Below are 13,141 nucleotides of genomic sequence, written 5' to 3' on the forward strand. Positions count from 1 at the left end.
CTGTACGTCGCTGAAGTGAACGGAGCTGTTTGATGCAGGACGTCTCCTCTCTGGTGGCCCGGGCCAGGGAAGGCCGGCCGCGGGCCGTGGCCCGGCTCATCTCCCTCGTGGAGGGGGCGTCCCCACAGCTCAGGGAGGTCATGGCGGCGCTGGCCCCGCTGACCGGCAACGCCTATGTGGTGGGCCTGACGGGCTCACCGGGAGTCGGTAAGTCGACCTCGACCTCCGCGCTCGTCACGGCCTATCGCAAACAGGGCAAACGGGTCGGTGTCCTGGCCGTCGACCCGTCCTCCCCGTTCTCGGGCGGTGCCCTGCTCGGCGACCGCGTCCGCATGTCGGAGCACGCCTCCGACCCCGGTGTCTACATCCGCTCGATGGCAACCCGGGGTCACCTGGGCGGCCTGGCCTGGGCGGCGCCGCAGGCGATCCGGGTGCTGGACGCGGCGGGCTGCGACGTGATCCTGGTCGAGACGGTCGGCGTCGGCCAGTCCGAGGTCGAGATCGCCTCCCAGGCCGACACCAGCGTGGTCCTCCTGGCGCCCGGCATGGGCGACGGCATCCAGGCGGCGAAGGCGGGCATCCTGGAGATCGGCGACGTGTACGTCGTCAACAAGGCGGACCGGGACGGCGCCGACGCCACGGCCCGCGAGCTGAACCACATGCTGGGCCTCGGCGAGTCCCGCGGTCCCGGCGACTGGCGCCCGCCGATCGTCAAGACGGTCGCGGCCCGCGCCGAGGGCGTCGACGAGGTCGTGGAGGCCCTGGAGAAGCACCGCGCGTGGATGGAGGAGCGCGGCGTCCTCGCCGAGCGCCGCAGGGCCCGCGCGGCCCGTGAGGTGGAGACCATCGCCGTCACCGCCCTGCGCGAACGCATCGGCGACCTGCACGGCGACCGCCGTCTCAGCGCGCTCGCGGAGCGCATCGTCGCGGGCGAGCTGGACCCGTACCGCGCGGCGGACGAGCTGGTAGCGGGCCTGACGCAGAGCTGAGAGGGGTCGCCAACTCGGCGATCTTGCTGCTAGGTTGACGGGCATGTTCCTCACCTTGGCGTAGAGCGCACACCGGACCGCGAGGCCGACGAGCCGGCCCTCGCGTCCTTCGGTGTCCCCTCTTCCGCCTCCACCAGAGGAACATCAGCATGTCCACGCATGCCCCTTCGCGGCCCTCGTACGCCGCCGTGCTGCGCCTTCCCTACGCGCGCCGCACCTTCGCCTCCGCCCTGATCGCCCGCCTGTCCTACGGCACGGTCTCCCTGGCGGTGCTGCTGTCCGTCACCCGGGCCACCGGCTCCTACGCCGTCTCCGGCGCCGTGCTGTCCCTGTTCGGCGCCACGACGGTCTTCCTGATGCCGTTCAGGGCGTCCCTGATCGACCGCCACGGGCCACGCCGTGCCCTGCTCCCCATGGCCACCCTGTACGGCACCTCGCTGTGCGCCCTCGCCGCCCTCACCTGGCGCTCCGGAGCACCCGCGGCGGCCATCGCCGCGGTTGCCGCCCTCGCGGGCGCGTGCGCGCCGCCGCTGGGCCCGACCATGCGTGCCCTGTGGGCCGAACTGGCCCCGGAACCCGGCATGCTGGCCCGCGCCTACAGCCTGGACGGCGTCGCCGAGGAACTCCTGTACGTCTCCGGCCCGGCCCTGATCGGCGTGCTGACCGGCTGGGCGCCGCCGGCTGCCGGAATCCTGCTGAGCGCGCTGCTGATCGTGGGCGGCACCTGTGTCTTCGTCACGTCCCCGGCGATGCCCGGCCCGCGCGCCGCCGCGCCCCGGCAGAACCTCGGTGGCATCTCCGGCCTCCTGCCGCCGGTCGCGGTGGCGGCGGGCGTCGGACTGGCCCTCAGCGGGGTGGACCTGCTGGTGATGGCCTTCGCCACCCAGCGCTCGTACGACACCTCCGTGGTGCCCTGGGTGCTGGGCGCGCTCTCGGCGGGCAGCGCGGTGGGCGGCCTGGCCAACGGAGCGGTCCGGTGGCGGGCCCCGGCCCGAGTCCGCCTCTGCGGCTTCGCCGCGGCCCTCGGCATGGCCATCGCGGTGGCCGGCCTGGCCCCGGGGCTGTGGACGCTGACGGCGGCGGTGGCTTGTGCCGGTGCGGTGGTCGCTCCCGCGCTGACGACGGCGTATCTGCTGGCCGACGAGACGGCCGGGGAGGGGTCGCGTACTCAGGCGGGGGCGTGGGTGAACATGGCGGTGAACGCGGGGAGTTCGGGGGGAGCGGTGGTGACGGGGGCGCTGATCGGGCGGGTGCCGCTCGGGGTGTGCTTTCTGCTGTCGGGTGGGGCGGCCCTGCTTCCCGCCGTGGCCGCCTGTCGCCGTCGCCGGGTGCGGGCCGTGGCGGGCTGATCGCGCCCACCCCGCCCGGCTACAGCACCCCGAGCCGGCAAGCCAACCTAGGGACGCCCCCGCTGCCCTCTGAGGTGCTCGGCGATCGGCTTCAGCGCCTTGTCCAGCTCCGTCAGCGCCTCCGGCGAGAGCAGATCGATGAAGTGCCGCCGCACGGAGGCGACATGATGGGGCGCCACCTTCTTCATCGTCTCCATGCCGTGCTCGGTCAGCACGGCGTACAACCCCCGCCGGTCCGACTCGCAGTTCTCACGGCGCACCAGATTCGCGTTCTCCATCCGCGTGATCTGGTGCGACAGCCGGCTCTTGGACTGCAGGGTCGCGGAAGCGAGGTCGCTCATCCGCATGCGTAGATCATCCGATTCGGACAAGTTCACGAGGATCTCGTAGTCGTTCATAGTCAGGCCGAACGGCTGCAGATCCTTCTCCAGCTGGTACGTCAACAGCCTGTTGACCTCCAGGTGGGTGCGCCAGGCGCACTGCTCCGCATCGGTCAGCCAGCGCGTGGCCGTTTCGGTCTCCATGAATGAAGTCTACCTAAGAAGTTGAATGACGAACTACTTCGGGTGGTGTGACAGTGCGCACGCGTTCGACGTCACACTCCGCAGACTACCGCTCACAGCCCGAAGCGACGCTGGAGGTCCCCCAGCTGTCCGGGAAGGCGCGGTGCACCCGACGATTGCGGACCGTGTCCGACCGACCCCGGAATGCCACCTCCAGGAACCCCCGGCTCGGACGGAACGGCCCCCGTCGCCGTCTCGTCCATGAGGGTCTCCGTCGACTGCAGCAGTACCGTCCCGGCGCCCACGAACTCGAACTGGTGCTCCTCCCCGGACGCCCCGCCCAGGCCCGTCATCGCACGTAGACCGCCCAGTACGCCCGTCAGATAGCCGTGGTCGTAGTGATGGCACGGCGACGGGCAGTCGGCCCACCCGACGAGCGCCTGCGGGTCGACCCGGATCGGAGGTTCCAAGAACACCACCGGGCCGTTAGACGCCGCGACAAACTTTCCGGTTCCGATAAGGGTCAGAAAACCCGGCACGATCGATTGCTTGAGCGCGAGACTTGGCTGAAAAGCGAGCAGGTTGCCCGCGCGAATGGTCAAGTTCCCGTCGTCCAGGTCATAGGAATTGACGTCGAAGGCCCGGTCGGCGAGCAGCATCTTGCCCGAGCCCGCCGCCACGACCCAGTCGCTCGCGTGCAGTGGCGAATGGAACGACGTACGGACAAGTCGGTCGAGTCGCCCGTGCCCGACGCCGTTGAACTCGATCGCCCCGTAGTAGGCGATCATCTTCCCCTTCTGCAGGAACCACTGCCCGCTCTTGAGCTCGACGCAGAACGTGTACTTGTTCACGTTGTCGTCCGCGGGCAGGGTCATCGGGTCGTACACCACCGGTCCGGCGCCCGGGGTTCCGTAGGTGCTCACAGCTTCTCCTCCGACGCCTGGACGTACACCGTGCCGCTGCCGCTCAGCTCCAGCTGGAAGGCCTCGCCGGAGCCGCGGCCCACCATCTCGCGCCAGCCGAGCGCGGCGGACAGCTTGTTGCGTACGTCGCCGTGGTGGGCGACGTAGGCCTGCGGGTCGACGTGGACCGGGCGCTGGGGGGTGATCGGGATCTCGAAGACGCCGCCGTGTGCCATCACGGCGACCGAGCCCTGGCCCTGCAGTGTCGTGGTGAACAGGCCCTGACCGGTGACCTGCCCCCGGACCAGGCCCATCACCCCGCCCTGCGAACCCATGAACATCGTGCCCTGCCGGAGCGTGCCCTCGAAGGCGAGCAGCCGGTCCGCCTCGACGTAGAGCGTGTCGCCGGTGAGGTTGATGACGTGGACGTGGTGACCGCCGTGCCCGAAGAAGACGGTGCCGCTGCCCTCCACGCTCATCAGCGGTGTCGCCTCACCCGTCACCCGGCGCCCGATCATGGACCTCAGGCCGCCCTGGCCGCCCTGGATGTTCGGGGTGAAGGACACGTCCCCCTTGTAGGCGAGCATCGCGCCGCGCTGGCTGAACAGCCGCTGCCCGGGCAGCACGGTCGCCTCGACCATCTTGGAGTTGATCTCCCGGAACGCCATCTCTACAGATCCCCCGCGATCGTGTTCCGCTCGCTCGGCTGCACGTACACCACTCCGTCGCCCTCGAAGCGGATCTGGAAGGCCTCGCCGCCGCCCTCCCCGAAGAACGTGCGGAACGTCACGCCGGACTGGAAGGACTGCCGGACATCGCCCTGGTGGGCGATGTACGCACCCGGGTCGACGATCAGCGGGTACTGCGGGCTGACCCGGAGTACGACCGCCGGCCCGTCGGACATGATCGCCGCCTGCCCGTGCCCCTCGACGGTCGTCGTGAACAGACCGTTGCCCTGCGAGGCGCCGCGCAGCCCGGTGAACGTCGTGCCCGTCCTGAGCCCCGCGTCGGTCGCGAGCAGGTTGCTCGACTCCACATAGAGCTTGTCCCCCTGGAGGCTCACCAGGTTGATCTCCGAGGCCCGATCCGCGAACCAGCAGGTGCCGTGCCCCTTCACCTCCATCACCGTCATCTGCTCGCCGGTGAGCCGCCGGGTCACCATCCCGCGCAGCCCTTCGCCGCCACCGGTGAGCTTCTTGAAACTCATCTGCCCGTCGTACGCGACCATCGAGCCGTTCTTCGCCTTCACGGCGTCCCCGGTCATCTCGACGGCGAGCACCTTGCTGTCTTGCAGTCGGAACATCGCCACCCGGCGAACGTAGCGGCGCCGCGGGTGGACGGAACAGGGCCCGTGGGTGGATACCCACCCTGAGCCGACCCCCAGGGCGGCCGTTTGCCACAATGGGCGGACGCTTGTGCTTGCGTTCACAAACCGTGGACGTCTCCCCCACCGAAGGTGACCCGTGGACATCAAGACCGCCACCGCCCTCCGCCGCCTCCGCCTGGTCTCGGCCCCGGAAGCCGTGTCCTTCCTGATCCTGCTCGTCTGCTCGGTGCTGAAGCGGACCACGGACTTCAACGCGGTCCCCGTCATGGGCGGGATCCACGGCGTCCTGTTCATCCTCTACGTGATCTTCTGGGCGGACGCCTGGAACCGCACCAAGTGGCCGCTGAAGACCGGCCTCCTGTACTTCGTCCTCTCCGTGCTGCCCACCGGCGGCTTCTTCGCCGAGCGCAAGCTGAAGCGCGCCGCCGAGGACGAGGTCATCGCGGCCCGCGCCCGCAAGGAAGGAATCGTGAACGCATGATCGTCGCCTTCTCCGTGACGCCGCTGGGCGTCGGCGAGGACGTGGGGGAGTACGTCGCCGATGCCGTCCGCGTGGTCCGCGAGTCGGGCCTGCCCAACCGCACCGACGCCATGTTCACCTCCGTCGAGGGCGAGTGGGACGAGGTCATGGACGTCGTCAAGCGCGCCGTCGCCGCCGTGGAGGCGCGCGCCCCGCGCGTCTCGCTCGTCCTCAAGGCCGACATCCGCCCCAGCGTGACCGACGGACTCACCTCCAAGGTGGAGACCGTCGAACGGCACCTGGCGCAATAGCTTTTGACGGATGTCCCGCTTTTGAGTGATCTCTCGAGGCGGTGTACGTTCCCCTCCTGATGTTTTGAGCCATTGCTCAAATCACATTCTGGCCTGGGGGAACACACCATGCGTCTCTACCGAGAGACACACGTACGCGCCGACCTCGACGAGCTGTGGGCGTACACCCAGGACCCCGTTATGCGCCTGCGCTGGGACCTCCGCTTCAGCGCGATCGACCCCCTCCCGGGCGTGGAGGGGGAGCCGCGGCGCTTCCGCTGCGCCTGGCGCGTGCTGCCGTTGCTCACCGTGCCCGGCACCGGCGTAGCGGCCGGTGAGAGGGACCGCCCCGACGGCACCCGCGTCTGCGCCGTGCGCTTCTCCTCCCCACACCCCCTGTCCCCGATCGCCGAGGCCTGCGCCTACTGGCGTTACGTGCCCGACGCCCACGGCGTGCGGCTCGTCACCGGGTACGACTACCGCCCCCGCGGGGGCGCCTTCGGCGCGGTGGCCGACCGGCTGCTGCTGCGGCCGCTGACGGGCTGGGCGACGGGGTGGTCCTTCGACCGGCTTCGGCTGTGGCTGGAGCGGGGGGTCACCCCCGAGCGGGCCCTGGCCAACTGGCTCATCGAGCTGGCGGTCCGTGCGCTCGTCCTCACCGTGTGTCTGACCGGGCTGGGGCTGGAGTCGCTGCTGCGGCTCTTCGGCTCCTTCGCCGACACCGTGGCCTATCTGTGTCCGCTGGTCCTGGTGGTCGCCGGGGCGCTGGCGATCTTCAAGGCGCCGCTCGCCGGGACGCCCGCGGCTCGGCGGTGCGTGCGGGCGCCGGTCACCCAGGCTCGTGCGCCGCGGGTGCTGCGCCGGCTTGAGGCGGTTCGGGTCACGTGAGGGGCGGTTCGGTGCGTTGCCGGGTGCGGGTGGGCTGTGGTTGATCGTGCCCGCGCGGCGGAGCCGCATATCGATACAGCCCCGCGCCCCTTGGGTTGGTCGGCTTACCCTGCGCCTGTCAGTGCTACCCCCAGGGGTGTCCTCTCGTACAGCACCTGGTGGCCGTACCTGCGGCTCGTCGCGGGTTCGGTCAGGGCGGACAGGACCGCCGCCCGGTTGCGGCCCAGCAGTCGTACCAAAGCCTCCGGAGTCCGTTCGCCCGGCTCGGTCCACAGGCCGGCGATGCCCCGGGCCCGGTAGACCACGGCGGTGGCCGGGGCCGGTGTGGCGGGTGTGCTGTGCTGCTGCGGGCTGGCTGTGGCGGCCCGGGCGACAGGGGGCCGGGAGGCGGCCGATGCCCCGGAGGCGACCGAAAGCCGAGACGGGGGTTCCCTGAATATGACCGGCCGGTAGGGTCTGATGACGTGCCGAAGCCACTCAGTCTCCCCTTCGACCCCATCGCCCGTGCCGACGAGCTCTGGAAGCAGCGCTGGGGAAACGTGCCGTCCATGGCCGCGATCACCTCGATCATGCGGGCCCAGCAGATCCTGCTCGCCGAGGTGGACGCGGTGGTCAAGCCGTACGGACTCACGTTCGCGCGGTACGAGGCGCTGGTGCTGCTCACCTTCTCCAAGGCCGGCGAGCTGCCCATGTCCAAGATCGGTGAGCGGCTCATGGTGCATCCCACGTCGGTGACGAACACCGTGGACCGGCTGGTGAAGTCGGGGCTGGTGGCCAAGCGGCCCAACCCCAACGACGGCCGCGGCACCCTCGCCGTCATCACCGACAAGGGCCGCGAGGTGGTCGACGCGGCCACCCGCGACCTGATGGCGATGGACTTCGGCCTCGGGGTGTACGACGCCGAGGAGTGCGCGGAGATCTTCGCGATGCTGCGCCCGCTGCGGATCGCTGCGCGGGACTTCGACGAGGAGTAGTGTTTCCGCGGGTCAGCGCGCTGCTCTCCGCTGCCGCGGAGGTGATCCGAGCGTCCTGACACGCTGTCGCGTGACGGCGTAGTGCTCCCCGCTGCCGCGGGGGTTTTTCGGGCGGTTTACGCTCGTCTGCATGAAACGAAGCGTGCTGACCCGCTACCGCGTCATGGCCTACACCACCGGTGTCCTGCTGGTTCTGCTGTGCCTGAGCATGATCGCGAAGTACGGGCTGGACATCAGCGGTGCCGCCGACTTCACCCGGGTCGTCGCCATCGCCCACGGCTGGCTGTACGTCGTCTACCTCGTGGTCGCCTTCGACCTGGGTTCCAAGGCGAAGATGCCGGTCGGCCGGCAGTTGTGGGTCCTGCTGGCGGGGACGATTCCCACCGCCGCCTTCTTTGTCGAGCGGAGGATCAGCCGCGAGCTGGAGGCCGAGGTCGCCGACCAGGCCCCGGCCGTCGCCAAGGCGTAGCCGCAGTCGCCGCCGGCACCGCCGTACGGACGCCGTGCGGCGGTCGGCCATCGACATTTACTAGGACGTCCTAGTAAATTCGAGGGTATGGACGCTCACGCCATCGAGGACGGCCGCCGGCGCTGGCAGGCCCGCTACGACTCCGCGCGCAAGCGCGACGCTGACTTCACCACGCTCTCCGGCGATCCCGTGGAGCCGGTGTACGGGCCCCGGCCAGGGGATACGTACGAGGGATTCGAGCGGATCGGCTGGCCCGGGGAGTACCCCTTCACGCGCGGGCTCCATCCGACCGGCTACCGCGGGCGTACCTGGACGATCCGGCAGTTCGCCGGGTTCGGCAACGCCGAGCAGACCAACGAGCGGTACAAGATGATCCTCGGCCACGGCGGTGGCGGGCTCTCCGTCGCCTTCGACATGCCGACGCTCATGGGCCGCGACTCCGACGACCCGCGCTCGCTCGGCGAGGTCGGGCACTGCGGGGTCGCCATCGACTCGGCCGCCGACATGGAGGTCCTGTTCAAGGACATCCCGCTCGGGGACGTCACGACGTCGATGACGATCAGCGGGCCCGCCGTCCCCGTCTTCTGCATGTACCTCGTGGCCGCCGAGCGGCAGGGGGTCGATCCGGGGGTGCTCAACGGGACCCTCCAGACCGACATCTTCAAGGAGTACATCGCCCAGAAGGAGTGGCTCTTCCAGCCCGAGCCGCATCTGCGCCTCATCGGCGACCTCATGGAGTACTGCGCGGCCGGTATTCCCGCTTACAAGCCGCTGTCCGTCTCCGGCTACCACATCCGGGAGGCGGGCGCCACGGCCGCGCAGGAGCTGGCGTACACCCTCGCGGACGGGTTCGGGTACGTGGAGCTGGGGCTCTCGCGCGGTCTGGACGTGGATGTGTTCGCGCCCGGCCTCTCCTTCTTCTTCGACGCCCACGTCGATTTCTTCGAGGAGATCGCCAAGTTCCGTGCCGCGCGCCGCATCTGGGCGCGCTGGATGCGGGACGTGTACGGCGCGAAGAGCGAGAAGGCGCAGTGGCTGCGCTTCCACACGCAGACCGCGGGGGTGTCGCTGACCGCGCAGCAGCCGTACAACAACGTGGTCCGTACGGCCGTGGAGGCGCTGGCGGCCGTCCTCGGCGGAACCAACTCCCTGCACACCAACGCGCTCGACGAGACCCTCGCGCTGCCGAGCGAGCAGGCGGCCGAGATCGCGCTGCGCACGCAGCAGGTGCTGATGGAGGAGACCGGCGTCGCCAACGTGGCGGATCCGCTGGGCGGTTCGTGGTACGTCGAGCAGCTGACGGACCGGATCGAGGCGGACGCGGAGAAGATCTTCGAGCAGATCAAGGAGCGGGGGCTCAGGGCGCACCCGGACGGGCGGCACCCGATCGGGCCGATCACCTCCGGGATTCTGCGCGGCATAGAGGACGGCTGGTTCACCGGCGAGATCGCCGAGTCCGCGTTCCGCTACCAGCGAGCCCTGGAGAAGGGCGACAAGAGGGTCGTCGGCGTCAACGTCCACACCGGGTCCGTGACCGGCGACCTGGAGATCCTGCGGGTCAGCCATGAGGTGGAGCGGGAGCAGGTGCGGGTGCTCTCCGAGCGGAGGGCGGGGCGGGACGAGTCCGCGGTGCGCTCCGCGCTGGAGGCGATGCTGGGTGCGGCTCGGGACGGCTCCAACATGATCGAGCCGATGTTGGACGCGGTGCGGGCCGAGGCGACGCTGGGTGAGATCTGCGGCGTGCTGCGGGACGAGTGGGGGGTGTACACGGAGCCCGCCGGTTTCTAGGTGCCGTTCCCCGGTACGCCCGTAGCTATGGCTGTGAAGTCAGCCCCATCAGCAGTACCCGGGTGAAACTGCGTACCCATTCCTCGTCCGCCGGCTTGCCGCTCACCAGGGTGCGGTGGACCACCGCACCCGCCACCACGTCGAAGATGAGGTCGACCGTGCGCGCGGACTCCTCCGGGTCGGGTTCCGGGGGGAGCTCGCCGCGGCTCTGGGCGCGGGCGCGGCCCTCCAGGACCAGGCGCATCTGGCGGTCCACGATGGAGGCCCGGATGCGTTCGCGCAGGGCGTCGTCGCGGGTGGACTCGGCGACCACCGCCATCAGGCCACTCTTGGCCTCCGGGCGGGCCAGGATCGCCGCGAACTGCAGGACCACGCCCTCGATGTCGGCCGCGAGGCTGCCGCGGTCGGGCAGTTCCAGTTCGTCGAACAGCTCCGCCACCGCGTCGCACACCAGCTCCGGCTTGCCCGCCCAGCGGCGGTACAGCGTCGTCTTCGCGACCCCGGCCCGTGTCGCCACGTCTCCCAGCGTGAGCTTTGACCAGCCCAGTTCCACGAGCGCCTCCCGAGTCGCGGCCAGGATCGCGGTGTCCGCGGCGGCGCTGCGCGGGCGTCCGGTACGGCTGGCGGGAGTGCGGCTCTGCATCCCTCGACCATAACCGGCGGGAACTGTGCGCTCGTGAGGGAGATCACCGGGGGGTGGTGTCGCGCGGGGTCCGCATGGCATTACGCTACGAGTCGTAGCGAAAGCTCGCGAGGGCTCGTGATGGACGTTCACGAGGCGTACGCGAGCGGTGACCACGGGGGCGTGGGGTGGGGACCCGGCGCCCGCGCACGACACTTTTTCATTCCGACGCGGTAACGGGGGAGGATAGACGTATGCAGCCACGGAACATGTCCATGAGCGGCGTCGTCGACCTCGCCGCGGTGAAGGCGGCCCAGGAGGCCAAGGCCAAGGCCGAGCAGACGCGCGCCGAGACCGCCCGGCAGGGCGGCGCGGGGGCGGTGGCCCCGGCCGATCTCGTCATCGACGTCGATGAGGCGGGGTTCGAGGGCGACGTCCTCCAGCGCTCCGCCGAAGTACCTGTCGTCATCGACTTCTGGGCCGAGTGGTGCCAGCCCTGCAAGCAGCTGAGCCCGGTCCTGGAGCGGCTGGCCGTCGAGTACAACGGGCGCTTCCTCCTCGCCAAGATCGACGTCGACGCCAACCAGATGCTGATGCAGCAGTTCGGGGTGCAGGGCATCCCGGCCGTGTTCGCCGTCGTGGCCGGACAGGCGCTGCCGCTCTTCCAGGGGGCGGCCGGCGAGCAGCAGATCCGGGAGACCCTGGACCAGCTGGTGCAGGTCGCCGAGCAGCGGTTCGGGATCACCGGCCTGACCGTCGACCCGGACGCGCAGCCGGGCGGCGCGGCCGTGCAGGAGCGGGTGGGGCCGTACGACGCGGCGCTGAACGCCGCCGCCGAGGCGCTGGATGCGGGGGACCTGGGCGGGGCCATCCGGGCCTATCAGAACGTGCTGGCCGACGACCCGGCCCACCCCGAGGCGAAACTGGGTCTCGCGCAGGCCGAGTTGCTGCAGCGGGTGCAGGACTTCGACCCGCAGAAGGTCCGCCAGGAGGCCGCCGAGAAGCCGAAGGACGCCGAGGCGCAGATCGCCGCCGCGGATCTGGACCTGGTGGGCGGACATGTCGAGGACGCCTTCGGGCGGCTGATCGAGACCGTGCAGCGCACCGTCGGTGACGACCGTGACGCGGTACGGCGCCGGCTGCTGGAGCTCTTCGAGGTCGTGGGCCCCGAGGACCCGCGTGTGGTCGGGGCACGAAGGGCGCTCGCCCGGGCGTTGTTCTGACCAGTTGCTAAACGCCACGGCTTGTGATGCCGAGGTGAAAGATTTGCCGACGAGGCGTCAGAGCGACTCCGTTTTGCCAAATCTTGGTAATCGCGGAATCTGTTACTCGGAGTAAGTCAGAGCCGTTGATCTGTCTGGTTTCATCCAGGGATCAACGGCTTTGCTCTGCCCATGGATGCCACCCAGCGTCGCACTCCGAGACCGGTCGGTCGTCCTCCGGTTATCCGGCCGTTACTAGCCAGTAACGAACCCCCTTGTGTCCGGGCCGAGAATGCACCACGATCGGCGACGCTCGGTCCTTTCCCGTAGCCCGACAGCCGGTCGGGTCGTGGGAGATTCTGGGTCCCCACCGAGCAGAGCCGGCGGCAGTGGCGCCGGCTCTTGGACAGGGGGGTCTTCGCCCATCCGGCGAAGCCTGTCCAGCAAGGTTGTGCGTGATGCGTGTCAGGCGCGACCAGTGGTTGTCGCTCGGGGGTGATCGCCGGTGATTCGGGCGCGGTTCGCGCCTCCGAGCGCGGGCGCTCTCCTTCCCGAGGACGTAGCACTTCTCCCATCCCTGCCTGGCTGAGCCGCCGGCTGGCGGCGAGTCCGGGCCAGGAGATGTACGTCCGAGAAGGAGGAAATATGGAGTCCCAGGTGCGTGGCGGGACCAGATGGAAGCGGTTCGCTGTGGTCATGGTGCCCAGCGTGGCCGCCACGGCGTGCATAGGTGTCGCCCTCGCGCAGGGCGCTCTCGCCGCCTCGTTCAGCGTGTCCGGTCAGTCCTTCAAGGTGACCGCGGACAAGCTGGTCGGTCAGGGCTTCGAGCAGTACGGCGCGATCGACAACGGCTACACCCTGAGCGGCCAGCAGACCGCTCACCCGGTTGCGGTCTCGGCCTTCAAGAGCGCCTCGATCAGCAACATGTGCCAGTCGGTCGTCACGCCGAACATTCCGGTGCTGGGCTCGGTGAGCCTGGTGCTGAAGGCGGGCGGCGACAAGCCGGTCGAGGCCGACAATCTCTACATCGACGTCGACGACCTCGGTGCCGACGCCACCTTCAACAACATCGACATCGGTGTTGCCGCCAAGGACGCCGGCAAGGGTCCGGGCATGAAGGGCGGGAAGGAGCAGTCCAACCCGTACGGCTTCGCGCAGCAGGCCGACTCGGCCACGCTGACCGACGTGAAGCAGACGGCCTGGGCGACCACGGCCGGAACTTTCCGGCTCAGCGGGCTGCACATGTCGGTGCAGACGGGTACGCACGAGTGCTACTGAGCACGCGTTGACGGGCGGGGGAGCCGGTGGCGCCCCCGCCTGTCCACTCTCCGGCCGCGTTTCACACGCGGCACACATCTCCACCACAGTAACGCCGCAC

At 69.9% G+C, this 13,141-nt stretch carries 15 protein-coding genes and 1 pseudogene; 10 read left to right on the plus strand and 6 right to left on the minus strand.

What is annotated here, in order from left to right; genetic code table 11:
• Positions 1–32: 32 nt before the first annotated feature.
• On the plus strand, positions 33–989 hold the full coding sequence (gene meaB, locus ACWC0C_RS41685; RefSeq protein ID WP_449197206.1) for a methylmalonyl Co-A mutase-associated GTPase MeaB: 957 nt from the start codon (positions 33–35) through the stop codon (positions 987–989).
• Between the two features lie 149 nt (positions 990–1,138).
• A complete protein-coding gene (locus tag ACWC0C_RS41690; RefSeq protein WP_450869894.1) occupies positions 1,139–2,338 on the plus strand; it encodes an MFS transporter in 1,200 nt (399 codons plus the stop codon).
• Between the two features lie 47 nt (positions 2,339–2,385).
• Here the strand turns inward: ACWC0C_RS41690 and ACWC0C_RS41695 are convergent, their stop codons facing one another.
• From ACWC0C_RS41695 to ACWC0C_RS41710, 4 genes are all read right to left on the minus strand, one after another.
• Positions 2,386–2,862 (minus strand): MarR family winged helix-turn-helix transcriptional regulator, encoded by a 477-nt coding sequence (locus ACWC0C_RS41695; RefSeq protein WP_449197204.1) that lies wholly within the window; start codon positions 2,860–2,862, stop codon positions 2,386–2,388.
• Positions 2,863–2,954: 92 nt separating this feature from the next.
• Positions 2,955–3,764 carry an AIM24 family protein gene (locus ACWC0C_RS41700; RefSeq protein ID WP_450869896.1) on the minus strand — a complete coding sequence of 270 codons (810 nt, stop codon included), beginning with the start codon at positions 3,762–3,764 and terminating at the stop codon, positions 2,955–2,957.
• On the minus strand, positions 3,761–4,411 hold the full coding sequence (locus tag ACWC0C_RS41705) for an AIM24 family protein (RefSeq protein WP_449197202.1): 651 nt from the start codon (positions 4,409–4,411) through the stop codon (positions 3,761–3,763). Before ACWC0C_RS41705 ends, ACWC0C_RS41700 begins: the two co-directional genes overlap by 4 nt.
• 2 nt (positions 4,412–4,413) lie before the next feature.
• A complete protein-coding gene (locus ACWC0C_RS41710) occupies positions 4,414–5,046 on the minus strand; it encodes an AIM24 family protein (protein WP_449197332.1) in 633 nt (210 codons plus the stop codon).
• A 160-nt stretch (positions 5,047–5,206) separates the two neighbouring features.
• Between ACWC0C_RS41710 and ACWC0C_RS41715 the strand changes: the two genes are divergently transcribed.
• From ACWC0C_RS41715 to ACWC0C_RS41725, 3 genes are all read left to right on the plus strand, one after another.
• On the plus strand, positions 5,207–5,551 hold the full coding sequence (locus tag ACWC0C_RS41715) for a DUF3817 domain-containing protein (RefSeq protein WP_449197201.1): 345 nt from the start codon (positions 5,207–5,209) through the stop codon (positions 5,549–5,551).
• Entirely contained in the window at positions 5,548–5,841 is a 294-nt protein-coding gene (locus ACWC0C_RS41720) for an MTH1187 family thiamine-binding protein (RefSeq protein WP_449197200.1), read from the plus strand. The genes ACWC0C_RS41715 and ACWC0C_RS41720 overlap by 4 nt, the downstream gene beginning before the upstream one ends.
• Before the next feature lie 108 nt (positions 5,842–5,949).
• Complete coding sequence (locus ACWC0C_RS41725) at positions 5,950–6,708, plus strand: hypothetical protein (protein ID WP_450869899.1); 759 nt, start codon at positions 5,950–5,952, stop codon at positions 6,706–6,708.
• A 104-nt stretch (positions 6,709–6,812) separates the two neighbouring features.
• Here the strand turns inward: ACWC0C_RS41725 and ACWC0C_RS41730 are convergent.
• Positions 6,813–7,016 (minus strand): annotated as a pseudogene (locus tag ACWC0C_RS41730) (transcriptional regulator); the annotation flags it as partial.
• A 156-nt stretch (positions 7,017–7,172) separates the two neighbouring features.
• Between ACWC0C_RS41730 and ACWC0C_RS41735 the strand changes: the two are divergent.
• The 3 genes from ACWC0C_RS41735 (at position 7,173) to ACWC0C_RS41745 (ending at position 9,939) form a co-directional block, all read left to right on the plus strand.
• Positions 7,173–7,682: a MarR family winged helix-turn-helix transcriptional regulator gene (locus tag ACWC0C_RS41735; RefSeq protein ID WP_450869901.1), complete on the plus strand. Its 510-nt coding sequence runs from the start codon at positions 7,173–7,175 to the stop codon at positions 7,680–7,682.
• A 130-nt stretch (positions 7,683–7,812) separates the two neighbouring features.
• Positions 7,813–8,151 carry a DUF3817 domain-containing protein gene (locus ACWC0C_RS41740; RefSeq protein ID WP_450869902.1) on the plus strand — a complete coding sequence of 113 codons (339 nt, stop codon included), beginning with the start codon at positions 7,813–7,815 and terminating at the stop codon, positions 8,149–8,151.
• Positions 8,152–8,238: 87 nt separating this feature from the next.
• The gene (locus ACWC0C_RS41745) at positions 8,239–9,939 is read left to right on the plus strand and encodes an acyl-CoA mutase large subunit family protein (RefSeq protein ID WP_449197194.1); all 1,701 of its coding nucleotides are present in this window, start codon (positions 8,239–8,241) and stop codon (positions 9,937–9,939) included.
• 25 nt (positions 9,940–9,964) lie between these two features.
• On the opposite strand, the gene ACWC0C_RS41750 is transcribed toward ACWC0C_RS41745, so the two are convergent.
• Entirely contained in the window at positions 9,965–10,582 is a 618-nt protein-coding gene (locus tag ACWC0C_RS41750; protein WP_449197193.1) for a TetR/AcrR family transcriptional regulator, read from the minus strand.
• 233 nt (positions 10,583–10,815) lie between these two features.
• Between ACWC0C_RS41750 and ACWC0C_RS41755 the strand changes: the two genes are divergently transcribed.
• Together ACWC0C_RS41755 and ACWC0C_RS41760 are read left to right on the plus strand one after the other, a co-directional pair.
• Positions 10,816–11,784 (plus strand): tetratricopeptide repeat protein, encoded by a 969-nt coding sequence (locus tag ACWC0C_RS41755; protein WP_450869904.1) that lies wholly within the window; start codon positions 10,816–10,818, stop codon positions 11,782–11,784.
• Positions 11,785–12,408: 624 nt separating this feature from the next.
• Positions 12,409–13,041 carry a DUF6230 family protein gene (locus ACWC0C_RS41760; protein WP_449197191.1) on the plus strand — a complete coding sequence of 211 codons (633 nt, stop codon included), beginning with the start codon at positions 12,409–12,411 and terminating at the stop codon, positions 13,039–13,041.
• The last annotated feature ends 100 nt before the right edge of the window (positions 13,042–13,141 follow it).

It is taken from the genome of Streptomyces sp. NPDC001709 (assembly GCF_053596375.1).

Excerpts from the sequence above, each read along its gene's own strand:
- ACWC0C_RS41710 (WP_449197332.1), bottom strand. The coding sequence starts at position 5,046 with ATGTTCCGACTGCAAGACAGCAAGGTGCTCGCCGTCGAGATGACCGGG.
- ACWC0C_RS41750 (WP_449197193.1), bottom strand. The coding sequence starts at position 10,582 with ATGCAGAGCCGCACTCCCGCCAGCCGTACCGGACGCCCGCGCAGCGCC.
- meaB (WP_449197206.1), top strand. The coding sequence starts at position 33 with ATGCAGGACGTCTCCTCTCTGGTGGCCCGGGCCAGGGAAGGCCGGCCG.
- ACWC0C_RS41755 (WP_450869904.1), top strand. The coding sequence starts at position 10,816 with ATGCAGCCACGGAACATGTCCATGAGCGGCGTCGTCGACCTCGCCGCG.
- ACWC0C_RS41720 (WP_449197200.1), top strand. The coding sequence starts at position 5,548 with ATGATCGTCGCCTTCTCCGTGACGCCGCTGGGCGTCGGCGAGGACGTG.
- ACWC0C_RS41745 (WP_449197194.1), top strand. The coding sequence starts at position 8,239 with ATGGACGCTCACGCCATCGAGGACGGCCGCCGGCGCTGGCAGGCCCGC.
- ACWC0C_RS41695 (WP_449197204.1), bottom strand. The coding sequence starts at position 2,862 with ATGGAGACCGAAACGGCCACGCGCTGGCTGACCGATGCGGAGCAGTGC.
- ACWC0C_RS41725 (WP_450869899.1), top strand. The coding sequence starts at position 5,950 with ATGCGTCTCTACCGAGAGACACACGTACGCGCCGACCTCGACGAGCTG.
- ACWC0C_RS41705 (WP_449197202.1), bottom strand. The coding sequence starts at position 4,411 with ATGGCGTTCCGGGAGATCAACTCCAAGATGGTCGAGGCGACCGTGCTG.
- ACWC0C_RS41760 (WP_449197191.1), top strand. The coding sequence starts at position 12,409 with ATGGAGTCCCAGGTGCGTGGCGGGACCAGATGGAAGCGGTTCGCTGTG.
- ACWC0C_RS41690 (WP_450869894.1), top strand. The coding sequence starts at position 1,139 with ATGTCCACGCATGCCCCTTCGCGGCCCTCGTACGCCGCCGTGCTGCGC.
- ACWC0C_RS41740 (WP_450869902.1), top strand. The coding sequence starts at position 7,813 with ATGAAACGAAGCGTGCTGACCCGCTACCGCGTCATGGCCTACACCACC.